Origin of the sequence: Kitasatospora sp. NPDC088779, assembly GCF_040685395.1 — a bacterium.
Lineage (GTDB): Bacteria > Actinomycetota > Actinomycetes > Streptomycetales > Streptomycetaceae > Kitasatospora.
Genome location: NZ_JBFBHW010000002.1, coordinates 140,771 through 163,415 on the forward strand (window position 1 = coordinate 140,771; position 22,645 = coordinate 163,415).

Below are 22,645 nucleotides of genomic sequence, written 5' to 3' on the forward strand. Positions count from 1 at the left end.
CCATGTCGACAAACCACGGAAGCAGGCGCGCCGTCGTCCTCGGCACGCTCGCCGCACTCGCCCTCGGCGCCACCGCCTGCGGCTCCTCCGGCGGCGGCGACCCGCTCGGCGGCGGCTCCGCGGCGGGCTCCCCCGCCGCCTCGGGCGCCGGCGCCGGCTCGACGGTGGTCGTCGGCTCGGCGAACTTCCCGGAGAACGTGCTGCTCGGCTCGATCTACTCGCAGGCCCTCAAGGCCAAGGGCGTCAAGGTCGAGGAGAAGTTCAACATCGGCAGCCGCGAGGTGCTCTACGGGCAGCTCCAAGGCGGCAGCCTGAGCGTCCTGCCCGAGTACAACGGCTCGCTGCTCGCCTACCTGGACGCCAAGTCCACCGCCGCCACCACCGAGGAGGTGAACGCGGCGCTGGCCAAGACGCTGCCCGCCGCGCTGGGGATCCTCGACTCCTCCCCCGCCGAGGACAAGGACTCGCTCAGCGTCACCCAGGAGAACGCCGACAAGTACGGCCTCAAGAGCATCGCCGACCTGGCCGCCAAGGCGGGCGAGTTCACGATAGGCGGTCCGCCGGAGTTCAAGTCCCGCCGCGAGCAGCAGCTCAAGGACGTCTACGGGCTGAACTTCAAGGAGTGGAAGCCCACCGGCGACGCCACCGCGAACGCGCTCAAGGACGGCACCATCCAGGTCGGCAACGTGTTCACCACCGACCCGAAGATCGTCCAGCTGAAGCTCGTCCCGCTGACCGACCCGAAGAACCTCTTCGGCGCGCAGAACGTCACCCCGCTGGTCAACAAGGCGAGCGTGAACCCCACCGCGACGGCGGCCCTCAACGCGGTGTCGGCCAAGCTCGACACGGCGGGGCTGACGGCGCTGATGAAGCGCGTCGCGATCGACAAGGACGACCCGTCGGCGGTGGCCAAGGACTGGCTGAAGGCCAACGGCCTCGGCTGACCACGCCTCGGCCGGCCCCTTGGCCGTGCCCGGTCGCGCCCCGGCCGTTCCTTGCTGGCGCCTCGCCCGCGCCCTGGCCGTGCCTTGCTGGCGCCTCGCCCGTGTCTTGCGAACGCGGCGAGTCGGCGGCCCGGGAGGTCCCCCTCCCGGGCCGTCCGCGCTCGCGGGAGGATCTTCCCTTCGACGCCGCGGACATGACAGTGTGACGCCATGCGCACTCGTCTCCTCGCCGCCACCCTCACGGCATTCGCCGCGGTGAGCCTCGCTGCCTGCTCCAGCTCCGGACCGGGCCCCCACCCGGCCACCGCCGCGGCCGGCTCCCCCACCACCCCGGCCGCCGCCTCGGCTCCCGCCCCCGGCACCGCCTCGACGCCGTCGGCGCCCGAGTCGCCCTCGGCCTCCGCGCCCGACCCGGCCGCCTCCCCCTCGGTGCCCGCGGCCCCCTCGGCGCCCGCGCCCGACAGCCCCTCGGCCCCCGCCCCGGACTCCGGTTCCTCCGGAGCCCCCGCCCCGGACTCCGGTTCCTCCGGAGCCCCCGCCCCGGCCAAGCCCACGCCCCCCAGCGACGCCGGCCTGCCCGGAAAGCCGGGCACCGACCTGACCGGCAAGCTGGTCGCCGCGCTGGACGCGATCGACCCTGCAATCGTCGGCGGCAAGCCGGACCAGGCCGTGGACCGGGCCCGCAACCAGTGCCAGGCGCTGTTCCAGTTCCCCAAGGACAAGTCGAAGCTGGTCGAGCTGGCCAACCAGCGCTTCACCTCGCCCGACCACCCGCAGGGCTTCGGACCGGACACCGCCGCGAAGATCAACGACGCGCTGCGGACCACCCTCTGCCCGCCGCCGGCGTGACCCGGAGCGTCCACCCGAACCGCCCGGTGTCCTGAGCACCGGGCCGCCGTGGCCGCGCTCCCGCCGACGGGCGCGCGGCCACGGCACCTTCGCTCTTCGGCGCCTTCGCTCTTCGGCGGATCCATCCTTCGGTGCATCCGCCCTTCGGCAGCGCGGCCACCCCGCCCCACCGGCCACCTCCGCCGCACCGCCCACCTCCACAGCCCCGGCCGCACCGCGCACACCCGGCCGATCGGACGGCCCTTCGGCCACGAGGGCGGTGTGTCGACGAACTGTTAGGTCTCTTGACAGACCAGTGGTCTAGTCCAACCATAAGCATGTCGATCCGACCGGGATGCACTGTGGGGGTGTGACCACCGGCGGCTGAGGCACTGCCCTGCCCTGCCCTGTCCCGCACCACCCCCGCTCCGTACGGCGTGCGCACACGCGTACCCGCCACCCGCCTCCGCGCGAGTCGGTGGGCTTCCGCGCGCCCGCACATCCGGACACCCAGCAGTCCCGCACGTCAGCACACCCACACGTCCGCACGTCCGGGCCCGCGCAGCCGACCCCACACGGCCGTCGCGCCCCGATCATGCGCGTATCCCCAACGTCCTGCCCCACCACGTATGTTGGAGAATCCATGCGTCTACGCAGAACCATCCAGGCGGCCCTGACAGCCTGTGCCACGCTGGCCGCCTCGGCCGGCCTGGTCGCCGCCGGGACGGGCTCCGCCCAGGCCGCGACCCCGCTCCCCAGCCGGGTCTTCGCCCCCTACTTCGAGTCCTGGACCGGGCAGAGCCCCGCCGCCCTGGCCGCCCAGTCCGGGGCCAAGCACCTGACGATGGCGTTCCTCCAGGCCGCCACCAAGGGCTCCTGCACCCCGTACTGGAACGGCGACACCTCCAAGCCGGTCTCCTCCTCGACCTTCGGCGCCGACATCGCCACCATCCGGGCCAACGGCGGGGACGTGATCCCCTCCTTCGGCGGCTACACCGCCGACAACACCGGCACCGAACTGGCCGACAGCTGCACCGACGTCAACCAGATCGCAGCAGCCTTCGAGAACCTCGTCACCACCTACGACGTCAGCCGGATCGACCTCGACATCGAGGACAACTCGCTGACCAACACGGCCGGAATCGACCGTCGCAACAAGGCGATCAAGATCGTGCAGGACTGGGCCGCCACCAACGGGCGGAACGTCCAGTTCTCCTACACGCTGCCGACCACCACCACCGGGCTCGCCTCCAGCGGTCTCGCCGTGCTGAAGAACGCGGTCAGCAACAACGCCCGGATCGACGTCGTCAACATGATGACCTTCGACTACTACGACGGCGCCACCCACGACATGGCTGCCGACACCCAGACCTCCGCGCAGGGCCTCTACAACCAGCTCGCCAAGCTCTACCCGTCCAAGACCCCAGCCCAGCTGTGGGGTTCGATCGGGATCACCGAGATGCCCGGCATCGACGACTACGGCGCGGCCGAGACCTTCACCGTGGCCAACGCCACCACCGTCTACAACTGGGCGGTGTCGAAGGGCATCAACACACTGTCCTTCTGGGCGCTCCAGCGCGACAACGGCGGCTGCCCGGGCAAGGCGGGGGACGACTCCTGCTCCGGCATCAGCCAGAACACCTGGGACTTCACCCACATCTTCGCGCCGTTCACCAGCGGCTCGACGGTGACCAACGACTTCTCCGTGGCCGTCAACCCCAACTCCGCGACGGTCACCGCTGGTTCGTCCACGTCGGCGGCCATCGCCACGGCAGTGACGGCGGGCTCGGCGCAGAGCCTCAACCTGTCGGTCAGCGGCGCCCCGGCCGGCGTCACCGCCACCGTCACCCCCGGCAGCGTCACCGCCGGCACCGGCGCCACCCTCAACGTCACCACCACCTCGGCGGTGGCGCCCGGGAGTTACCAGCTGACGGTCACCGGCAGCGCGGCCTCCGGCAGTCACACCGGCGTCTTCACCCTGAACGTCACGGGCACCCAGCCCGGCAACGACTTCTCGGTCGCGGTGAACCCGAACTCCGGCACCCTGGCCGCTGGTTCGTCCACGTCCGCGGCCATCGCCACGGCAGTGACGGCGGGCTCGGCTCAGAACCTCAACCTGTCGGTCAGCGGCGCCCCGGCCGGCGTCACCGCCACCGTCACCCCCGGCAGCGTCACCGCCGGCACCGGCGCCACCCTCAACATCGCCACCACCTCGGCCACCACGGCGGGCAGCTACCCGCTCACCGTGACCGCCACCGGGCCGTCCGGCACCCACACCGCCACGTACGCGCTGACCATCACCGGGACGACCCCGCCGCCGACCGGTCTGGTCAACGGCGGTCTGGAGACCGGCAGCCTCGCCCCGTGGACCTGCCAGAGCGGCGGCGCCGTGGTCTCCACCCCGGTCCACTCCGGCTCCTACGCGCTCCAGGCGGCGGCGACCGCCGGCCAGACCGGCGAGTGCTCGCAGACCGTCACGCTGAAGGCCAACACCAGCTACACGCTGAGTGGTTGGGTGCAGGGCAACTACGCGTACCTCGGCGTCAGCGGTGACGCCACCGCCAGCTCCTGGACCAACGCCTCCGGCTGGACCAAGCTGACCGTCCCCTTCACCACCGGCGCCTCCGGCACCGTCACCGTGTACCTGCACGGCTGGTACGGCCAGGGCAACGTCTTCGGCGACGACTTCTCGATCGCCTGAGCTGCGCCCGACGGCTGACGGCTGACGGCTGACGGCTGACGGCCGACAGGGAACGAATGACAGATAACAGCTGACAGATTTCATCATCTGTCAGCTGTTATCTGTTTTCTGTTTGTTGTTCGTCGCCGGTCGGCGGCCGTCAGCTCCCGGCCACCACCTCGACCTCCGCCGTTCTCATCCGCCCGGGCCGACACAGCGTCACGTACGCCACCATCGCCAGCACCCCGCTCGCCAGGACGACCACCGCCAGCAGCACCGACGACGGCCGGCCGCCGAGGCTGCTCAGCGGTGCGACCACCGCCCCGCACAGGAAGTTGCCGGTGCCGAGCAGTGCCGACGCCGTCCCGGCCGCCCGCGGCTCGACCAGGCTGAGCGCCTGCGCGGCCGTGTTCGGCAGGACCACACCCATGCTGCCCATCATCACGAACAACGGCGGGCAGAACCCGACCAGCCCGAAGTCCCAGACCGCCGTCAGCAGCACCAGCGCCACCCCGGCGACCACCGCCGTCGCCAGCCCGGCCAGCATCAGCCCCCGCGGGGCGAAGCGGCGCGCGAGCACCCGTCCGTTCAACTGCGTCATGACGACGATGGCCAGCGAGTTCGCCCCGAACAGCAGGCTGTAGGTCTGCGGCGAGACCTGGTACACGTGCTGAAGCACCGTGGACGACCCGCTGATGTAGCCGAACAGCGCACCGAAGGCGAAGGCGCTGGTCAGCGCCAGCCCGAGGAACGGCAGGTTGCGCAGCAACCGCCCCATCGTGCGCAGCGCCGCGCCCACCCCGCCGGTGCCCCGGTTCTGCGTCGGCAGGGTCTCGCGCAGCGCCCCGAAGGCGGCCAGGGTCAGGAGCAGCCCGAGCGCGGTCAGCGCGCCGAAGGTGCCGCGCCACGAGGTGAACCGCATCAGTTGCGCGCCGAGGATCGGGGCGAGGATCGGCGCCAGCCCGGATATCAGCGCGATGGAGGCCAGGAACCGCAGCATCGCGACGCCCTGGAAGCGGTCCCGGGCGACGGCCCGGCCGATGACCAGCCCGGCGGATCCGGCCGCGCCCTGGATGAAGCGGGCGATGATCAGCACCGTCAGGCTCGGCGCGATCACGCACACGACGCTGGCCAGGGTGTAGAGGACGAGCCCCGCGAGCAGCGGCGGGCGGCGGCCGTAGCGGTCGCTGAGCGGTCCGAAGAGCAACTGCCCGGCCGCGACCCCGAACATGGAGAAGGTGAGGGTGAGCTGGACGGCGGCCGGTTCGGCGACCAGGTCGTCGGCGATCTCGGGCAGCCCGGGCAGGTAGAGGTCGGTGGTGAGCGGGCCGAGCGCCACGAGACCGCCCAGGACGGCGATGGTGGCCCGGCCGGGGCGGGACTGGCCGGTGGTGGGGGCGGCGGAGGGAGCGGTCGACGTGTCGCCGGCAGGGCCGACGGTCGGGCCGGGCATGGGGCTCCTCACGGAACGGGGAACGGGACGGGACGGGGGCGGGACGGGTTTGTCCACGCTCCGTCCTATCGCAGCCCCGGCCGTTTCCGACAGCGGGGGTCCTCCCGCTGGTCCACCGTCGGCCACACCGGCGGCACCCGCGCACGACGACGGCCCGCCCGCACCTGTCGGTGCCCGGCGGGCCGGTCGGAGCCCGACGGCGTTCTCGGAGCCTCACGGCTTGCTCGGTGCGGGCACCCGGCGCGGTACACGGAACCCGGCGCAGCGCTTGGTGCCCGGCTCAGTGCAGGGTGCCCGGCTCAGCGCACGGAACCCGGCTCAGTGCTTGGTGGGCCGCTCCGCGCGCAGGGCCGCCTGCACCGCCGCGCCGTCCTGCCACGCGTAGAGCTGGTTGCCGGTGAGCGTCACGTTGTAGTGCCCGCAGGTGCCACTGGCCTTGGCCGCGACGCCCTCGGGGAACCAGCCGGCCTTGAGCGACAGCGGCACCGAGTGCGCGGACTTGCCGGGCAGGCCGGTGCTGCAGCCGACGGGCAGCCGGCCTTCCGGGAGGGTGGCGCGCAGCAGGCGGTCGTCGCCGGTGGTGGACATCAGGTACTTCACCGAAGAGGCGTTGTCGGGCAGCCAGGTCGGCATCGAACGGCGCTCGGCCTTGGCCTGGCTGCCGGTGTCGTAGGTGGCCTGCTCCTGGTGGCGTCCGTCGTACCACTCGGACACCCTCGGGCCGATTGCCACGGCCGCCACGGCGACGGCCATGCCGGTGCCCGCGACTCCCAGTGCGACCTTGCTCACGATGCCCTTCATGCCCGCCTGTCCTCTCCGTCTCCGGTTCCGGTCCGGTCGGCGAGGTCTGCCGTCCGGGTGTATCCATCGTGGCCCTTGCCGTCCCTCCGGAGCGTCACCACGAGGTCGCGATCTTGTCTCCATCCCACGGGGTACCGTCTCCACCTTCAGAGGTATGTCCAGCGACCCGGTCTCGGGGTTACACGGTGGGGCGCCCAGGCTGGCACACCGTCTTCGAGTGCCGCCCGGGCCTCGATCGAGCGTCACTCAAGCCGGCCTCCGGCGCAGCCCGGCCTGCTGCACCCGGATGCATCAGCGCGCCCCTGAGGCGTCGTCGGTCCCGGGGTCGGCGACGGTGCCGGCCCCGGTCGGATAGCTGGTCGGATCGCTGGTCAGAGCACCGACCGGACCGCCGATCAGAGCACCGGTCAGATCGGCGCCGACACCGTCTCCGGCACCGGCCGGGCGACCGGGAAGGGCCGGCCGTCGAGGGTCCAGTGCGGGTCGATGGGGCGCAGCAGCGAGGCGTACACCTGGGCGGCGACGTCCGGGTGGCGGATCTCCCCGGTGGGCGGACCGGCCGGGATGCCGTGCCCGGCGCAGGCGACCCAGGCCGTGCGCTCCTCGACGGTGCGGCCGCCGTGGCCGCCGGCGTCGACGTGGCCGTGGTCGGTGACGACGATGACGGTCCACTGCTCGTCGGCGCGGTCGGCGCGGCCGCGGACGGCGTCGAGCAGTCGGCCGAGCCGTTCGTCGGCGGTGCGCATGGCCGCCCGGTACTCGTCGCCGCAGCCGAGGAAGTGGGCGGTCTCGTCGACGGCGCCGAGGTAGACGAAGGAGGCCTCCGGGTCGGCGGTGCCCAGGACGTGGACGGCCTCGCGGGTGACCTCCTCGTCGACGGCCTCCCAGGCTTCGGGGGTGTCCTCGGCCGGGGCGATGTACGAGAGCCGGCCGGGGGCGCGGAACAGCGGGCCGCCGGACTCGTTGATCATCAGCGGGTCCCAGCCGGCCGCGACGAAGGTGCGGCGGCGGTCGCCGCGGGCGAGCCGGGTGGCGAAGTCGGGGAACACGTCGAGCCGGTTGCCGCCGAGGTGGTTGCCCCAGACACCGTGCTTGGCGGGCTCGACGCCGGTGACGATGGTGGCCCAGCACGGCCCGGACATGGTGGGCGTGGTGTCCGCCACGGTCACCGGCACCAGGAACCCGGCCTCGGCGAGCTCCTGGAGGCGCGGCATCGGCACGTGCTCCAGGTAGTCGTGGCGGACGCCGTCGATCCCGACGACGAGCACCCGGGGGCGGGGCCACTGGGCAGCGGACATGGCGGGGGTTCCTTTCGGTCGTGCACACCCGGCCGCGCCCGCCGAGGGCGCCGCCGACCGCGCCATGCTCCACCGCCCGCCGTACCGTCCGGCATCCGCCCGCCGAACGCGGGGTGTCCGCCGGGTGTCAGGCGGCCGTACGGACGAATCGGCGGTCGGCCCGGGCGAGTTGGGAGACCGGTCCGGCGGCGCGCAGCACGACGTCCAGGACGCGGTCCGGGTCGGCGGCGTAGCAGTGCGCGAACCACGGCAGGTTCGCCTCGACGACGGCCCAGTGCTCGACCGGGTCGTAGGGGTCCGCGATCGGGCCGACGTCCAGGGCGACGGCGCTGGGCAGGGTGTCGCCGACTGCCGCGAGCAGGCGCCGGGCGAAGGCGCCGGCCTCGGCGGTCAGCGGCGCCGGGTCGAGCCGGCCGAAGCGGGCGTAGCGGCTACCGGTGAGCACCTCGCCGTCGCGGACGAACAGCCGGTACTCGGCGGCGAAGGTCACCGGCTCGCTGACCAGGACGGGCATGTCGGGGCCGATCCGGTCGCCGGTGCGCGGCAGGCGGGTGCCGTCCGGGTAGACCGCGGGCGGGAGCGACTTGTCGGCGGGTGGCTTGACGAACGCCGGGCGGCGCAGCGTCCACGCCTCGGCGAGGGTGGTGAGCTCGATCCGGCGCCGGGTGAACTCCTCGGGCAGGCGGGTGAGCCAGTCGTCGTCGGGTTCGAGCAGGGCGAGGCCGAGCGGTCCGGCGATCCGGGCCGCGGAGAGCGGGCCGCCGTACCAGTGGACGGGCCGCCCCGCGAGGCGCTCGACCGTGGCCGGGCCGTCCAGGACGGCGGTGTCGAGGCCGCGCCGGGCGGCGGCCTGGGTGAGCAGCGCGGTGGTGCTGGTCCGCTGGGCGGAGCTGAGCAGCACGTGGTCCGAGCGCACCTCGCGCGCCGTCGCTGCCGAGTGGGGCACGCTTGCGGGCGCCCCGCCCTGGCACGCCTCAGCCGGGCGCGGCGCGGCGGGGCGCACCTCACCCGGGCGCGGCGCGGCGGGGCGCGTCACGGCTGGGGGCGGAACTCGTGGACGACCTCGATGCGGCCGACGATGTTCCGGTTGAACTCCGGCAACTCCTCGGCCGGGACCCAGAGTTCGAGGATCGTACGGCCGCCCGCCCGCTGCACCGGATAGCGGGCGAGGAAGGCGGTGTCGACCTCGAAGCGGGTGACGTAGCCGACGCCGGAGGCGGGGACGTTCCAGTCGCGGGCGATGCGGATCGCGTAGTCCTCGTTGAGGACGGGGTAGAAGATCGGCTGCTCGGGCAGCCGGGGCGGCCAGGCGCGCCGGCCGGACGCCTCGACCAGGGCCAGTTCCTCGGGGCCGGTGGGGCGCCAGAGGGTGGTGGTCGGGGCGGTGCCGGGCGTGGTGGGCTTGCTGTTCACGGTGGGCACGGTAGCCGGGCCGCGACGGCCCCGGCCACCGGAATTCCCGAGGTGGACGGCCCGTCAGTGGTAGGCGGACTCGCCGGTGATGGCCTCGCCCAGGATCAGGGTGTGGATCTCGCTGGTGCCCTCGTAGGTGAGCACCGACTCCAGGTTGTTGGCGTGCCGCAGCACCGGGTACTCGGTGGTGATGCCGTTGGCCCCGAGGACGGTCCGGGCGCTGCGGGCGATCTCCAGCGCCGTGCGGACGTTGTTGAGCTTGCCGAAGCTGACGTGCGGCGGGCGGGCCGCGCCCTCCTCCTTGAGCCGGCCGATCCGCAGGGCGACCAGGTAGGCCTTCTCCACCTCCAGCATCATCTCGACGAGCTTGTGCTGGGTGAGCTGGAATCCGGCGATCGGGCGGCCGAACTGGATCCGGCTCTTCGCGTAGTCGAGGGCGGCGGTGTAACAGTCGCGGGCGGCGCCGACGGTGCCCCAGAGGATGCCGTAGCGGGCCTCGTTGAGGGAGGAGAGCGGTCCGCGCAGGCCTGTGACGCCCGGCAGGACGGCGTCGGCGGGCAGGACCACCTCGTCGAAGGCGAGTTCGCTCGTGACGGAGGCGCGCAGGGAGAGCTTGCCGTGCACGTCGGTGGCGGTCAGGCCGCGCGCTCCGCGCTCGACCAGGAAGCCACGCACGCCCTCCTCGGTCTGCGCCCAGACGACGGCGACGTCGGCGATGCTGCCGTTGGTGATCCACATCTTGCTGCCGGAGAGCACCCAGTCGCCGCCCTTGCGCACCGCGCGGGTCCGCATGTTCGCCGGGTCGGAGCCGAAGTCCGGCTCGGTGAGGGCGAAGCAGCCGATCAGCTCACCCGCGGCCATGCCGGGCAGCCAACGCTGCTTCTGCTCCTCGGAACCGAAGGCGTGGATCGAGCGCATCGCGAGCGAGCCCTGCACCGAGACGAAGCTGCGCAGCCCGGAGTCGGCCGCCTCCAGCTCCATGCAGGCGACCCCGTACGCCACCGCGCCGGCGCCCGCGCAGCCGTAGCCGTCGAGGTGCATGCCGAGCACGCCGAGGGCGCCGAGTTCGGGGGCGAGTTCGCGGGCCGGGAAGACGCCGCGCTCGAACCAGTCGCCGATGTGCGGGCGGATCCGCTCCTCGGTGAACCTCCGGACGGTGTCACGGATCAGCCGCTCCTCGTCGGAGAGCAGGTCGCCGACGGCGAGCAGGTCGGACGGGTCGATCCGGGTCGGCTTCGTCATCGAAGCTCCTTGTAGTGTCGGCGGGATATCGACGGGATCCCGGTCTCGGCGCGGTACCGGCGAGTATGGCGCAACCGCCCGGACGGTGGGCGGGCGCGAGCGAGTGAGGAAGACGACATGGCGGGCGAGGCGTACGCGGTCGGTCAGGTGACGGCGGAGGAGTTGGACGGCGCGGCGGAGGAACTGGCCGGGCTGCTGGTCGACACCGTCCACGGTGGCGGGTCGCTCGGCTTCCTCGCACCGCTGGGGCGGGCCGAGGCCGTCGCGTGGTGGCGGGCGCTCGCCCCGGAGGTCGCGGCGGAGCGGCTGCTGCTGTGGACGGTCCGGGCGGAGGCCGACGGGCGGCTCGCCGGGACGATCCAGCTGCGCCCGGCGGTGCCCGCGAACGGGCGGCACCGGGGCGAGGTCGCCAAGCTGATGGTGCACCCGGCGGACCGGGGGCAGCGGCTGGCCGGGCGGCTGCTGGCGGTGCTGGAGGAGCGGGCGGCCGAGCTGGGGCTTCGGCTGCTGGTGCTGGACACCGAGACGGACAGCCCGGCCGAGCGGCTGTACGAGGCGGCCGGGTGGACGCGGGTCGGTTCGGTGCCGGACTACGCGACCGACCCCTCGGGGCGCGCGCACCCGACGACGATCTTCTTCAAGGCGCTGGGCGGCTGACGGACCGCCCTTCACCCCACCCCGCACAGCCGCAGCAGCGCCGTCGCCGCCGCGCCCGCGACCACCACCGCCGGAAACGGCGCCCGCCGCAGCGCGAGCACACCGGCGACCAGGACGCCCGCCGGGCGGGCCCAACCGGCGAAGCCCTGGCCCTGAGTGAGGGCGCCGGTGGCGACCAGGGCGACCAGCAGGACGGCCGCGGCGACGGCGAGCAGGTGCCGCACGCGCTCCGAGAGGGCGAGCCGGTGGCCGAGGAGCGGCCCGGCGAGGCGGAAGGCGTACGTCCCGACGGCCAGCAGCAGCACGGCGTACAACGGCATCATCGGGCTTCCTCCCGCTCGATCACCGGGACGCCCGGCTCCTCGACCGACGCCCCCTTCCGCGACTCCCGCGACTCCCGCGAGTTCCGCGAGTTCTGCGAGTTCTGCGAGTTCTGCGGCTCCCGCACCTCACGACCCTCCCGCACCTCACGACCGTCACGGCCCTCGCGACCGTCACGGCCCTCGCGACCCTCGCGCGTTCCGGGCCGCCCGGCGAACAACAGCCCGACGAGGGCGAGCAGGACGGGCAGCCCCGCCGGGACGAACGGCGTGGCCGCGACCGCGACGACGGCGCCTGCCACGGCGGCGGTACGGACGCGGCGGTCCGCGAGCGAGGGCAGCACGAGCGCGAGCAGCACGGCGGGGAAGGCCGCGTCGAGGCCCAGCGCGTCCGTGTCCCCGATCAGCCCGCCGGCCAGGGCCCCGAGGACCACCGAGACGTTCCACACCACGAACAACGCCAGTCCGCAGAGCCAGAAAGCGGCCCGTCGCCGTCGCCCGTCGTCCTGCCGCAGGACGAACGCGGCGGTCTCGTCGGTGATCAGCTGCGCGCCGAACACCCGCCGCCACCACGGGCCGTCGAGCACGTCGGCCACGGCGAAGCCGAAGGGCAGCAGCCGGGCGTTGAGCACCAGTCCGGTGGCGACGGCGGCGAGCGCACCGCCGCCGGACAGCACCACGCCGACCGCCGCGAACTGGGAGCCGCCCGCGAAGACGAGGACGGAGAGCGCGACCGGCACCCACAGGGGCAGGCCGCCGGAGGCGCTGATCGCGCCGAAGGAGGCGCCGACGAGCGCGTCGGCGAGGCAGACGAGAGCGATGTCCCGAAGGGTGGCACGCTCCAGTGTTCGGAGTATCGAACGCATGTCCACCAGCCTGAACCCATCGCCCGCCGTTCGTCAAGGCGAACGATTGGACCGGCAGGGCGAACGGCGGGCGGATGCGGACAGCCGCCCTCACGAGTGGCAGCATGAACGGCACCAGCCGCACGGGAGCCGGAGAAGGAGCCAGGAGAGCGTGAGTGGCAAGCATGAGTGACCGGACCACCCCGAGCGCGGGTTCCGGCGCGGACCTGATCGGCCTGATCTCCGTCTCCATCCGGCGCGAGCGCGAACGCGGCGGGCTGTCGATGGCGGAGCTGGCCCGGCGCGCGGGCATCGCCAAGTCGACGCTCTCCCAGCTGGAGTCGGGCGCGGGCAACCCGAGCGTGGAGACGCTCTGGGCCCTCGCCGTCGCACTGAACGTGCCGTTCAGCCGCCTGGTCGACCCCCCGCGCCCGGCGGTCAAGGTGATCCGGGCCGGCGAGGGCCCGGTGACCCACTCCGAGCGCGCCGACTACGCGGCGACCGTGTTGTCCTCCTGCCCGCCGAACGCCCGGCGCGACATCTACCGGATCGAGGCGCAGCCGGGCGAGACCCGGGCCTCCGACCCGCACATGCCCGGCACCGTCGAGCACGTGCTGGTCGGCTCGGGCCGGGCGCTGGCCGGGCCGGCGGAGGCCCCGGTCGAGCTGGGCCCGGGCGACTACGTGAGCTACCCGGGCGACGCCCCGCACGTCTTCCGCGCGCTGGCGCCGGACACCCTCGCGGTGATCGTCATGGAGCACATCTGACGATCCGTCGAATGCGCTCCGCTACTTCAACAACCTGTCCAGGAAGGGGTTCCCGAACACCCGGTGCGGGTCGTGCCGGTCCAGGACGGCGACCGCCTCATCCCAGCCCGGCCCGCCGCCGTCGCGCAGGCTCGCGGGGATGACCCGACCGATCAGGTCCGGGTCGGACCAGGCCGCGTCGGCGGTGTACGCCCAACCCTTGGACCACTCGACCCGCAGGCCCGCCCGGGTGCCGTCGAAGGTGCGCAGCAGCCACTGCTCCAGGTCGCGGGCGAAGCGTTCCAGCCCCGGGGTACCGGGGAAGGCCAGGACGTCGAGCCAGACCGCGGTGTCCCACTCCGGACGGTCCGCCCGAGGACGCAGCGCGGACAGCAGCGGCGGCCGCGCGCCGGGGACGCCGGAGGAGGTCGGGTCGTCCACGCCGGTGACCCGGATCTCCACCGCGCCGTTCACCGGGAACTCCCCTCGGGCCTGGTAGTCGGCGAGCAACTTCCGGTAGTAGGCGGCGAATTCGCTGACCACCCACTGGAGGTCGGCACGCTTGGCGAGGACCGCGTAGCCGTTGGCGGTGACCCGCAGGGTGGTGGGCCGGACGTACTGCAGCAGGCTGCGCGACGGGCCCCAGAGGTCGGAGCGCAGGCCGCCGGCGAGCAGGTGGGTGATCAGGTCGCCGCTGAGCAGGTCGCGGAGCAGCCCGCCGGAGAGGAGGACGTCCGTGAGGTCGCCGGTGAGCGCCACCTTGGCGATCAGGTACTGGAGTTGGCCGAACAGCGGGGCCGATCCCCAGGCGCCGGCGACGATCTGGCCGGCGAGCCGGGCGACCGGTTCCGGAATGCTGTCCGAGAAGGGGTAGTTGTAGGGCTGGTCGACGGGCAGGGAGCCCAGCGGTTTGGCCGGGGCGACGCTCCAGGTCTTCAGCCAGGGGTACTCGGTGTAGGCGAACCAGATCGCCTCGACCCGGCCGTCGCGCTCGACGAAGTCGGCGAGGGTGCGCGGGCCGCCACCGCCGAGCAGGCCACCCAGGAGCCCACCGCCGCCGCCTCCGGTGCCGGGGCGGGCGAACAGTTCGGCGGCCGGGATGTCGAGACGGCTGACGCAGCGCAGCGGCCGGTCCGCGCCGGCCCGCAGCACGACTTCGGTGAGGAAGGCGCGGCCCAGGTGCACGAGGAAGGCGGCGCTGTCGGCCTCGGCGCGCTCGAAGGTGCGCAGCGTGTAGCGGCCGGTGGCCGGGTCGAGGACGACGGCGGTGAGCCGGACGACCTGGTTGCTGACCGAGCCGTAGCCGTGCCCCTCCGGCCGGAGTTCGTGGGCGGCGGGTACGGCGGTGCCGTGGCCACCGATGGCGAGCACCCCGCCGACGGTCAGTTCGCCGGGTGCCGGGCACGCGGTCAGGCCGAGGCCCCGGTCGGCCAGGTGGGCGAGCAGGTCCTCCATGGTGGCGCCGGTCTGGACCCGGACGGTGGTCGGCGAGTCGGCGGTCATCGCGGTGAGGTGGCGGCTGGTGTCCACGAGCAGGACGCGGGCGCTGTCCGGGGTCCCGTTGGCGACGGTGAGCGGCGCCCAGGTGTGCCGGTAGCCGGTGGCGCGCAGGCGCCAGCCGTTGGCGTGCGCCCAGTCGGCGAGCGCCGGTACCTCCTCCGGTGTGCGGGGCGCGCAGGTCCACAGCTGGTCGGTGCGGATCTCGCCGGACCAGTTCTGGAAGACCCGCTGGTACAGCTCGGTGCCGGCGGGCAGGCCGGGCGGCACCGGGGTGGCCGCCTCGGCGCTGTCCGGGCCGATGGTGCCGCGCAGCAGCCAGGCCGCGCCGCCCAGGGCGGCCGAGGCGCCGAGCATCTGCCGCCTGGTGAGCCCGCCGCCCCTGGCGTTTCCACGGCGCTTCCCGTGGCCCGTCTGCGGAGCCGCGCCCGGGGCCGCCCTCGACTCCACCCCCGGGTCGGTCCCCCTGCGGTCTTCCGTGCCCCCGGCCATGCCCCGCCCTGTCGTCGTCATGAGTCCGCCCCCACTAGCCGGTCACCCGCGCCGAGCGGCGGTGATGCCGCACGGCGATGATGCCGAGCAGCGGCGATCAGGGTGGGGCCGGTGTGAATCCGGCCCAGGCAGGAGCGTACGAAGTGGCGTACGGCAGTTTGAAGCACTCCACGCAGCTATTCATCCATTCGGGTGATCATGCCCCGGGCCGGCGCCCGCTCCCGGCACAACGCGGAGCGGTACGTGCGTCCGCCCCGGCCGCCTCCCTCCCGGCTGCCACGCGAAACCCTTGTCCACCGCCCGGACCTGCGCATACGTTGATCTTTTCCACCTCGCGCCCGGAGGCACCGCCATGCCCGCACCCCTGATCGCCGCCGCCACCGTCACCGTGGCCGTCGCCCAGCCCGCCTGCGCCGACGCCGGCCGCCCGGACACCGTGGCCGTGAACGTCGAACGGCACGCGCAGGCGGTACGGGAGGCCGCCGCGCGCCTGGTGGTGTTCCCCGAGCTGTCCCTGACCGGGTACGACCTGGCCGCGCCCGCGCTCGGCCCGGCCGATCCGCGCCTCGCCCCGCTGGTCGCCGCCTGCGCCGCGACCGGCACGACCGCCCTGGTCGGCGCGCCGGTCACCGAGCCCGACGGGGGCGAGTCCATCGCCACCCTGGCCGTCACCGGCGAAGGCGCCGTCGTCGTGTGCCGGAAGACGCGGCTGCACGGCGCCGAGAACGACCGGTTCACCCCCGGCGACGGGCCCGCCGCCCTGGAGCTGGACGGCCTGCGGTTCGGCCTCGCGATCTGCGCCGACGCCGCCGATCCCACGCACGCCGAGGAGACCGCCGCGCTCGGCATCGACGCCTATGTCGCCTCCACCCTGTACGGCGCGGGGCCCGCGCAGGCCGCCCGCCGCGACGGGCACCTCCGCGACCGCGCCGCCGCCCACGGGGTGTGGACCGTGCTGGCCACTTCCGCCGGGGCGAGCGGCGAGCAGCCGCAGACCTCGGGCGGCTCCGGCTTCTGGGCGCCGGGCGGCGCCCTGATCGCCCAGGCCGGCACCGCGCCGGGCGAACTCGTCCGCGCCGAGCTGCCCCGGCGGTAACGACGGAGGCGGCCCGGCGGACGCGGCCCGACCGTCACCGTGGACGCGACCGGGCCGGAACGGCGAGCGTGGCCGGGCTGCGACAACCGGATGCGGCCGGGCGGAAATACCCGGGGCCCACGCGCGGCTGTGGTGATCGGAGACCGCTCGGGGCCGGACCACCGGCCCGTTCAGGAGGTGCAGCGCGTGATGGGTGACGAGCAGGAGAACCAGCGGGAGTACCGCGTCGAGCACGACTCGATGGGCGAGGTCCGGGTGCCGGCCGCCGCGAAGTGGCAGGCGCAGACGCAGCGGGCGGTGGAGAACTTCCCGGTGTCCGGCCAGCGGCTGGAGCGCGCGCACATCGCCGCGCTGGCCGGGATCAAGGCCGCAGCGGCCCGGGTGAACGCCCGCCTCGGCGTCCTGGACGAGGACACGGCGGCGGCGATCGCGGCGGCGGCCGAGGAGGTCGCCGAAGGGCGGTGGGACGACGAGTTCCCGGTGGACGTGTTCCAGACCGGTTCGGGCACCTCGTCCAACATGAACGCCAACGAGGTGATCGCCACCCTGGCCGCCGAGCGGCTGGGCCGCCCGGTCCACCCGAACGACCACGTGAACGCCAGCCAGTCGTCCAACGACGTCTTCCCGTCCTCGATCCACATCGCCGCCACCGCCGCCGTCACGCACGACCTGATCCCGGCGCTGGAGCACCTGGCGGAGGCGCTGGAGCGCAAGGCCGCCGAGTTCGCGCAGGTGGTCAAGTCGGGCCGGACGCACCTGATGGACGCCACGCCGGTCACCCTCGGCCAGGAGTTCGGCGGCTACGCCGCCCAGGTCCGGCACGGGCGGGAGCGGCTGCTGGCGACGCTCCCCAGGGTCGCCGAACTGCCCCTCGGCGGCACGGCGGTGGGCACCGGGATCAACACCCCGCCGGGCTTCCCGGCGGCGGTGATCGAGGAGGTCGCCCGCACCACCGGCCTGCCGCTCACCGAGGCGCGGGACCACTTCGAGGCGCAGGGCGCCCGCGACTCCCTGGTCGAGCTGAGCGGGCAACTGCGCACGGTGGCCGTCGGATTCACGAAGATCGCGAATGACCTGCGGTGGATGGGCTCGGGCCCGCGCACCGGCCTCGGCGAGATCAACCTGCCGGACCTGCAACCCGGTTCGTCGATCATGCCGGGCAAGGTGAACCCGGTGCTCCCCGAGGTGGTGCTGATGGTCGCCGCCCAGGTGGTCGGCAACGACGCGACGGTCACCCTGGCCGGCGCGAGCGGCAACTTCGAGCTGAACGTGATGCTCCCGGTACTCGCCCGCAACGTGCTGGAGTCGGTGCGGCTGCTCGCCAACAGCGCCCGCCTGCTGGCGGACCGGACGGTGGACGGCATCACCGCCAACGTCGAACGGGCCCGGGAGTACGCGGAGTCCTCCCCCTCGGTGGTCACCCCGCTGAACCGCTACCTCGGGTACGAGGAGGCGGCGAAGGTCGCCAAGCGGGCGCTGGCCGAGCGGAAGACGATCCGACAGGTCGTGCTGGAGCACGGCTACGTGGAACAGGGCAAGCTCACCCGTGAGCAGCTCGACGAAGCCCTCGACGTCCTGCGGATGACCCGCCCGTGACGGCCACCGACCCGCCCGTGACGGCCGCGGCTCCCTGACGACGTGCGCCGGGGCGCGGAGGACGGTTCGGCCCTCCACGCCCCGGACGCGGGCTGTCAGTGACGTCAGCCCTTGGCGCGGCCGGCGCGGCCGAGCCGCATCGCTGCTCCGTTCGCCGTGATCGTGGCCATCGAGATCGCCGCGAGACCGAGCAGGAACATCACGGCACCGACGATGACGCAGGTGACGATGTTCCTGCCCTGCGCGGCCGATCCGGAGACGAGCCAGGGAGAGACGATCGTCCACGCGCCGAGCACGGTGGCCGCCCAGGCCCTCGCGTGGGTGCGCTCGTAGGCCGACCCGTATCCCGCCATCAGCACGCAGTAGGCCAGGCCGACGATCAGGCAGGTCACGGTCAGCGTGTTGAAGGCGGTGAAGCCGACGATCCATGGCGATGCCGCCAGGAAGAGGCCCGCCAGCACGGCCAGGGCCTCCGTGGCCTGGGCGCGCGGGGTCGAGGTGATCCGCTCGTAGTGCTCCCGTAGTTCGACGATGTCCGGGTGATGCTCCATGCCCATCGGAATCTGGGTAGACACCGATACCACCTCCTATGGTTCGGAACATGGAGGGCTCTTGCCCCGTACCCATTCTGGCGCTTCTCCGATGATTTGCGCCTTTTGGCCGTAAATGCTCGACAACCATCCGATCACGGCGGTGACCTGCGTCTCACCACTCCGGCCCCCCATTGCCTATGCAATTCGTTGCATAGCAGGATGCCGGACATGGCACTGGAGCACGCGATCCTCGTCTCACTGCTGGAGCAGCCGGGCTCGGGCTACGAACTGGCCCGGCGCTTCGACCGCTCCATCGGGCGCTTCTGGACCGCCACCCACCAGCAGATCTACAAGGTGCTGCGGCGGATGGAGGCCGACGGCTGGGTCGCCGCCGAAGAGGTCGCCCAGGACGGCCGACCGGACAAGAAGGTCTACTCGGCGGCCGACGCCGGACGGGCCGTGCTCGCCGGCTGGCTGCGCGAACCGGTCGAGCCGGAGTCCGTCCGACACGAGCTCGCGGTCAAGATCCGCGCCGCCGCCTTCGACGACCCGGCCGCGCTGATCTCCGAGGTCGAACGGCACCGCGAGAGCCACGCCGCCCTGCTCGCCCGCTACCTGCACGGCGAGCAGCGCGACTTCCCCGACCTCACCGCGCTCGACACCCAGCAGGAGCTCCAGCACGTGGTGCTGCGCGGCGGCATCGAGTACGAGCGGATGACCCTCGCCTGGCTCGACGACGTGCTCGCCACCCTGCACCGCCTCGCCGTGGATGACAGGTCACAGATGACGGGTGACAGATAACAGAATCTGAACGCTGAAATCTGAAATCTGTCAGTTGTCATCTGTTCACTGTTCGCCGTCACCCGCCGGCCACCACCCGCCGCCTCCTCACCCGCCACCCCTCACCCTCGACCCCTCACCCTCGACCCCCGGGAGCCCGTGATGCTCTTCAACCCGCGTACGTACGACCCCGCGCAGTTCGACGAGCCGGCCCGCCGGCTGCTGCGCGCGACCGTGGACTGGTTCGAGTCCCGCGGCAAGAAGGCACTGATCGACACCTACGTCGACCGCACCTGGTACGCCGACTTCCTCGAATTCGCCGCCAAGGAGGGCCTGTTCGCGGAGTTCCTGACCCCGTCCGCGGCCGACCCGGGCAAGCGCTGGGACACCTCCCGGATCGCCGAGCTGAACGAGATCCTCGGCTTCTACGGCCTCGGCTACTGGTACACCTGGCAGGTCACCATCCTCGGCCTCGGGCCGGTCTGGCAGAGCAAGAACGAGGCCGTCCGGGCCCGCGCCGCAAAGCTCCTGACGGAGGGTCACGTCATGGCGTTCGGCCTCTCCGAGCGCACCCACGGCGCCGACATCTACTCCACCGACATGATCCTCACCCCGGACGGCGAGGGCGGTTTCACCGCGACCGGCTCCAAGTACTACATCGGCAACGGCAACGTGGCCGGCCTGGTTTCGGTGTTCGGCCGCCGCTCCGACGTCGAGGGCCCCGAGGGCTACGTCTTCTTCGCCGCCGACAGCCGCCACGACGCGTACCACCTGGTCAAGAACGTGGTGAACGCCCAGATGTACGTCAGCGAGTTCCGGCTGGAGGGCTACCCGGTGCGCGCCGAGGACGTGCTGCACACCGGGCAGGCCGCCTTCGACGCCGCGCTGAACACCGTCAACGTCGGCAAGTTCAACCTCTGCACGGCCTCGGTCGGCATCTGCGAGCACGCGATGTACGAGGCCGTCACGCATGCCCACAACCGGGTGCTGTACGGCCGGAAGGTCACCGACTTCCCTCACGTGCGACGGGAGTTGACCGACGCGTACGCCCGTCTGGTGGCGATGAAGATGTTCAGCGCGCGGGCCGTGGACTACTTCCGCACCGCCTCCCCCGAGGACCGCCGCTACCTGCTGTTCAACCCGATGACCAAGATGAAGGTCACCACCGAGGGCGAGAAGGTCATCGACCTGATGTGGGACGTCATCGCCGCCAAGGGCTTCGAGGCGGACACCTACTTCGACAAGGCGGCGAAGGACATCCGCGGCCTGCCGAAGCTGGAGGGCACCGTCCACGTCAACCTGGCGCTGATCCTCAAGTTCATGGGCAACTACCTGTTCGCCCCGAGCGACTACGCTCCGGTGCCGACCCGGCTGGACGCCGCCGATGACGCCTTCCTGTTCCGCCAGGGCGCGGCCCGCGGCCTCGGCGCGATCCGTTTCCACGACTGGCGCACCGCGTACGACCGCCACACGCAGCTGCCGAACGTCGCCCGCTTCCGCGAACAGGCCGACGGCTTCTGCGAGCTGCTGCTCAGCCACGCGCCGAGCAAGGAGCAGCAGGCGGACCTGGACTTCCTGCTGGAGATCGGCCAGCTGTTCGCACTGATCGTCTACGGCCAGCTGGTGCTGGAGCAGGCGGAGCTGACCGGCCTGGACGAGGACGTCCTGGACCAGATCTTCGACGCGCTGGTCCGCGACTTCTCCGCGCACGCGACCGAGCTGCACGGCAAGGCCTCGACGACCCCGGAGCAGGCCGCCTGGGCGCTGGCGAACGTGCGCCGGCCGGTCGCCAACGCGGAGCGGGCCGCCGCCGTGTGGGCCCGGGTCGAGGAGCTGTCGGGCGCGTACGAGATGCGGCCGTAGCCGCCGCGCGGAACGTGGAACGACCCCGGGGGCGCGGACCGGGGGCACGGGCCTGAACCCCCGGTCCGCACCTCCGGCCCACGCCCCCGGGGCCCCGCCCCCTCGGTGCCCCGCCCGACGCCGCCCGGACGTACCGTGGAACACGGAGGGCGCGTCATGCACGGCACCGGGACCCACTTCACCGACCGGACCGACGCGGGCCGGCGGCTGGCCGCCCGCGTGGGCCACTTGGGCGGCGCCGACACCGTGGTGGTGGCGCTGCCCAGGGGCGGGGTTCCGGTGGCCGCCGAGGTGGCGGCCGCGCTCGGCGCGCCGCTGGACATCTGCGTGATCCGCAAGCTCGGCGTGCCCTACCAGCCCGAGCTGGGCATGGGGGCGATCGGCGAGGACGGCGTCCGGGTGCTGAACGAGCAGGTCATCCGGCTGGCCGGGGTCGGCGACGACCAGCTGGCCGCCGTGGAGCGGCGCGAGCGCACCGAGTTGGAGCGCCGGGCCCGCCGCTACCGGGGCGGCCGCCCGCCCACCGACCTGCGCGGCCGCACGGTGATCGTGGTGGACGACGGCGTCGCCACCGGCTCCACCGCCCGGGCCGCCTGCCGGATCGTCCGGGCCCGGGGCGCGGCCCGGGTGGTGCTCGCCGTCCCGGTGGCCCCGGCGGACTGGACGGAGCGCCTGTCCGAGGTCGCCGACGAGCTGGTCTGCGTCGGCACACCGTCGCCGTTCTTCGCGATCGGCGAGTTCTACGGGGACTTCGCGCAGACCGGCGACGAGGAGGTCCTGCGGCTGCTCGCCGAGGCCGCGGGCGGGCGGCGCGCGCCGGGGCCGGTGGACGTGGACCGCGAGCTGGTCCTGCGCGCCGCCGGTGTGCGCCTCGCCGGCCGGTTGACCGTCCCCGCCGCACCGAGCGGCATCGTGCTCTTCGCGCACGGCAACGGCAGCGGCCGGCGCAGCCCGCGCAACCGTCACGTCGCCCGGTACCTGAACCGCTCCGGGCTGGCCACGCTGCTGTTCGACCTGCTCACCGAGGCCGAGGAGCCGGACCGCCGCAAGGTGTTCGACGTCGCTCTGCTCGGTGACCGGCTGACCGCCGTCGCCGAGGAGCTGAGCCGGCTGGAGGAGACCCGCGGCCTGCCGCTCGGCCTGTTCGGCGCCAGCACCGGCGCCGCGGCCGCCCTGCACACCGCCGCCGCGCTCGGGCCCGCCGTCGGCGCGGTGGTCTCCCGCGGCGGGCGCCCCGACCTCGCCGGTCCCGACGTCCTGGGCCGGGTGAGCGCCCCGACGCTGCTCGTGGTCGGCGGCCTGGACACCACCGTGATCGACCTGAACCGGCGGGCCCGGGCCCGGCTGCACTGCGTGAGCGAACTGGCGGTGGTGCCGGGTGCGGGCCATCTGTTCGAGGAGCCGGGCACGTTGGACCAGGTCGCCGAGCTCGCCGGGGCCTGGTTCCTGCGCCACCTCCCCCCGCTCGGGACCGCCCAGGACCCGGTGTCGCGGGCCCCGTGAACCGGTCCCGATCGGCAGCACATTTTGCGCAGCCGAATGCGGGATTTCCTGATCAGCT

General features: G+C 73.2%; 20 protein-coding genes. 10 read left to right on the top strand and 10 right to left on the bottom strand.

Features of this window, described 5'->3' with window-relative positions; all coding sequences use genetic code 11:
• The first annotated feature begins 2 nt into the window (after nt 1–2).
• The 3 genes from AB0P03_RS02230 to AB0P03_RS02240 all read left to right on the top strand — a co-directional run bounded on the left by AB0P03_RS02230 (nt 3) and on the right by AB0P03_RS02240 (nt 4,473).
• Entirely contained in the window at nt 3–944 is a 942-nt protein-coding gene (locus tag AB0P03_RS02230; RefSeq protein ID WP_363579467.1) for an ABC transporter substrate-binding protein, read from the top strand.
• Nucleotides 945–1,154: 210 nt separating this feature from the next.
• Complete coding sequence (locus AB0P03_RS02235) at nt 1,155–1,793, top strand: hypothetical protein (RefSeq protein WP_363579469.1); 639 nt, start codon at nt 1,155–1,157, stop codon at nt 1,791–1,793.
• 622 nt (nt 1,794–2,415) lie between these two features.
• A complete protein-coding gene (locus tag AB0P03_RS02240; RefSeq protein WP_363579471.1) occupies nt 2,416–4,473 on the top strand; it encodes a glycosyl hydrolase family 18 protein in 2,058 nt (685 codons plus the stop codon).
• A gap of 139 nt (nt 4,474–4,612) precedes the next feature.
• On the opposite strand, the gene AB0P03_RS02245 is transcribed toward AB0P03_RS02240, so the two are convergent.
• From AB0P03_RS02245 to AB0P03_RS02270, 6 genes are all read right to left on the bottom strand, one after another.
• Complete coding sequence (locus AB0P03_RS02245) at nt 4,613–5,905, bottom strand: multidrug effflux MFS transporter (RefSeq protein ID WP_363579473.1); 1,293 nt, start codon at nt 5,903–5,905, stop codon at nt 4,613–4,615.
• Nucleotides 5,906–6,223: 318 nt separating this feature from the next.
• A complete protein-coding gene (locus AB0P03_RS02250; protein ID WP_363579474.1) occupies nt 6,224–6,706 on the bottom strand; it encodes a hypothetical protein in 483 nt (160 codons plus the stop codon).
• Nucleotides 6,707–7,113: 407 nt separating this feature from the next.
• Complete coding sequence (locus AB0P03_RS02255) at nt 7,114–8,004, bottom strand: alkaline phosphatase family protein (protein ID WP_363579476.1); 891 nt, start codon at nt 8,002–8,004, stop codon at nt 7,114–7,116.
• A 127-nt stretch (nt 8,005–8,131) separates the two neighbouring features.
• Nucleotides 8,132–8,950 carry an ATP-grasp domain-containing protein gene (locus AB0P03_RS02260; protein WP_363579478.1) on the bottom strand — a complete coding sequence of 273 codons (819 nt, stop codon included), beginning with the start codon at nt 8,948–8,950 and terminating at the stop codon, nt 8,132–8,134.
• Nucleotides 8,951–9,036: 86 nt separating this feature from the next.
• The gene (locus AB0P03_RS02265) at nt 9,037–9,417 is read right to left on the bottom strand and encodes an ADP-ribosylation/crystallin J1 (RefSeq protein ID WP_363579480.1); all 381 of its coding nucleotides are present in this window, start codon (nt 9,415–9,417) and stop codon (nt 9,037–9,039) included.
• A gap of 63 nt (nt 9,418–9,480) precedes the next feature.
• The gene (locus tag AB0P03_RS02270) at nt 9,481–10,659 is read right to left on the bottom strand and encodes an acyl-CoA dehydrogenase family protein (RefSeq protein ID WP_363579482.1); all 1,179 of its coding nucleotides are present in this window, start codon (nt 10,657–10,659) and stop codon (nt 9,481–9,483) included.
• A 117-nt stretch (nt 10,660–10,776) separates the two neighbouring features.
• Here AB0P03_RS02270 and AB0P03_RS02275 point away from each other — a divergent pair, with 117 nt between their 5' ends.
• Nucleotides 10,777–11,316, top strand: a complete 540-nt coding sequence (locus tag AB0P03_RS02275; protein WP_363579484.1) for a GNAT family N-acetyltransferase — start codon at nt 10,777–10,779, stop codon at nt 11,314–11,316.
• A gap of 11 nt (nt 11,317–11,327) precedes the next feature.
• Here AB0P03_RS02275 and AB0P03_RS02280 read toward each other — a convergent pair whose 3' ends face one another.
• Both AB0P03_RS02280 and AB0P03_RS02285 read right to left on the bottom strand, forming a co-directional pair.
• Nucleotides 11,328–11,639: an AzlD domain-containing protein gene (locus AB0P03_RS02280; protein ID WP_363579486.1), complete on the bottom strand. Its 312-nt coding sequence runs from the start codon at nt 11,637–11,639 to the stop codon at nt 11,328–11,330.
• Nucleotides 11,636–12,502 carry an AzlC family ABC transporter permease gene (locus AB0P03_RS02285; RefSeq protein WP_363579488.1) on the bottom strand — a complete coding sequence of 289 codons (867 nt, stop codon included), beginning with the start codon at nt 12,500–12,502 and terminating at the stop codon, nt 11,636–11,638. Before AB0P03_RS02285 ends, AB0P03_RS02280 begins: the two co-directional genes overlap by 4 nt.
• Before the next feature lie 164 nt (nt 12,503–12,666).
• On the opposite strand from AB0P03_RS02285, the gene AB0P03_RS02290 reads away from it, so the two are divergent.
• The gene (locus AB0P03_RS02290) at nt 12,667–13,248 is read left to right on the top strand and encodes a helix-turn-helix domain-containing protein (protein WP_363579666.1); all 582 of its coding nucleotides are present in this window, start codon (nt 12,667–12,669) and stop codon (nt 13,246–13,248) included.
• 21 nt (nt 13,249–13,269) lie between these two features.
• Here AB0P03_RS02290 and AB0P03_RS02295 read toward each other — a convergent pair whose 3' ends face one another.
• On the bottom strand, nt 13,270–15,081 hold the full coding sequence (locus AB0P03_RS02295; protein ID WP_363579490.1) for a cholesterol oxidase substrate-binding domain-containing protein: 1,812 nt from the start codon (nt 15,079–15,081) through the stop codon (nt 13,270–13,272).
• Nucleotides 15,082–15,568: 487 nt separating this feature from the next.
• On the opposite strand from AB0P03_RS02295, the gene AB0P03_RS02300 reads away from it, so the two are divergent.
• Nucleotides 15,569–16,312, top strand: coding sequence for a carbon-nitrogen hydrolase family protein (locus tag AB0P03_RS02300; RefSeq protein WP_363579492.1), 744 nt, complete (start codon nt 15,569–15,571; stop codon nt 16,310–16,312).
• 189 nt (nt 16,313–16,501) lie between these two features.
• Complete coding sequence (locus AB0P03_RS02305) at nt 16,502–17,908, top strand: class II fumarate hydratase (RefSeq protein WP_363579494.1); 1,407 nt, start codon at nt 16,502–16,504, stop codon at nt 17,906–17,908.
• A 104-nt stretch (nt 17,909–18,012) separates the two neighbouring features.
• Here the strand turns inward: AB0P03_RS02305 and AB0P03_RS02310 are convergent, their stop codons facing one another.
• The gene (locus tag AB0P03_RS02310) at nt 18,013–18,483 is read right to left on the bottom strand and encodes an SPW repeat protein (protein ID WP_063349890.1); all 471 of its coding nucleotides are present in this window, start codon (nt 18,481–18,483) and stop codon (nt 18,013–18,015) included.
• Between the two features lie 186 nt (nt 18,484–18,669).
• Here AB0P03_RS02310 and AB0P03_RS02315 point away from each other — a divergent pair, with 186 nt between their 5' ends.
• The 3 genes from AB0P03_RS02315 (at nt 18,670) to AB0P03_RS02325 (ending at nt 22,587) form a co-directional block, all read left to right on the top strand.
• Nucleotides 18,670–19,242 carry a PadR family transcriptional regulator gene (locus AB0P03_RS02315; RefSeq protein WP_363579496.1) on the top strand — a complete coding sequence of 191 codons (573 nt, stop codon included), beginning with the start codon at nt 18,670–18,672 and terminating at the stop codon, nt 19,240–19,242.
• Nucleotides 19,243–19,383: 141 nt separating this feature from the next.
• Nucleotides 19,384–21,084 (top strand): acyl-CoA dehydrogenase family protein, encoded by a 1,701-nt coding sequence (locus AB0P03_RS02320; RefSeq protein ID WP_363579498.1) that lies wholly within the window; start codon nt 19,384–19,386, stop codon nt 21,082–21,084.
• A 156-nt stretch (nt 21,085–21,240) separates the two neighbouring features.
• Complete coding sequence (locus AB0P03_RS02325; RefSeq protein ID WP_363627595.1) at nt 21,241–22,587, top strand: phosphoribosyltransferase family protein; 1,347 nt, start codon at nt 21,241–21,243, stop codon at nt 22,585–22,587.
• The last annotated feature ends 58 nt before the right edge of the window (nt 22,588–22,645 follow it).

Bases quoted from the DNA above. Each gene is read 5' to 3' on its own strand.
- AB0P03_RS02235 (WP_363579469.1), top strand. From the start codon at position 1,155: ATGCGCACTCGTCTCCTCGCCGCCACCCTCACGGCATTCGCCGCGGTG.
- AB0P03_RS02315 (WP_363579496.1), top strand. From the start codon at position 18,670: ATGGCACTGGAGCACGCGATCCTCGTCTCACTGCTGGAGCAGCCGGGC.
- AB0P03_RS02250 (WP_363579474.1), bottom strand. From the start codon at position 6,706: ATGAAGGGCATCGTGAGCAAGGTCGCACTGGGAGTCGCGGGCACCGGC.
- AB0P03_RS02295 (WP_363579490.1), bottom strand. From the start codon at position 15,081: ATGCTCGGCGCCTCGGCCGCCCTGGGCGGCGCGGCCTGGCTGCTGCGC.
- AB0P03_RS02305 (WP_363579494.1), top strand. From the start codon at position 16,502: ATGGGTGACGAGCAGGAGAACCAGCGGGAGTACCGCGTCGAGCACGAC.
- AB0P03_RS02245 (WP_363579473.1), bottom strand. From the start codon at position 5,905: ATGCCCGGCCCGACCGTCGGCCCTGCCGGCGACACGTCGACCGCTCCC.
- AB0P03_RS02275 (WP_363579484.1), top strand. From the start codon at position 10,777: ATGGCGGGCGAGGCGTACGCGGTCGGTCAGGTGACGGCGGAGGAGTTG.
- AB0P03_RS02230 (WP_363579467.1), top strand. From the start codon at position 3: ATGTCGACAAACCACGGAAGCAGGCGCGCCGTCGTCCTCGGCACGCTC.
- AB0P03_RS02270 (WP_363579482.1), bottom strand. From the start codon at position 10,659: ATGACGAAGCCGACCCGGATCGACCCGTCCGACCTGCTCGCCGTCGGC.
- AB0P03_RS02240 (WP_363579471.1), top strand. From the start codon at position 2,416: ATGCGTCTACGCAGAACCATCCAGGCGGCCCTGACAGCCTGTGCCACG.
- AB0P03_RS02300 (WP_363579492.1), top strand. From the start codon at position 15,569: ATGCCCGCACCCCTGATCGCCGCCGCCACCGTCACCGTGGCCGTCGCC.
- AB0P03_RS02255 (WP_363579476.1), bottom strand. From the start codon at position 8,004: ATGTCCGCTGCCCAGTGGCCCCGCCCCCGGGTGCTCGTCGTCGGGATC.
- AB0P03_RS02290 (WP_363579666.1), top strand. From the start codon at position 12,667: ATGAGTGACCGGACCACCCCGAGCGCGGGTTCCGGCGCGGACCTGATC.
- AB0P03_RS02320 (WP_363579498.1), top strand. From the start codon at position 19,384: ATGCTCTTCAACCCGCGTACGTACGACCCCGCGCAGTTCGACGAGCCG.
- AB0P03_RS02280 (WP_363579486.1), bottom strand. From the start codon at position 11,639: ATGATGCCGTTGTACGCCGTGCTGCTGCTGGCCGTCGGGACGTACGCC.
- AB0P03_RS02285 (WP_363579488.1), bottom strand. From the start codon at position 12,502: ATGCGTTCGATACTCCGAACACTGGAGCGTGCCACCCTTCGGGACATC.
- AB0P03_RS02325 (WP_363627595.1), top strand. From the start codon at position 21,241: ATGCACGGCACCGGGACCCACTTCACCGACCGGACCGACGCGGGCCGG.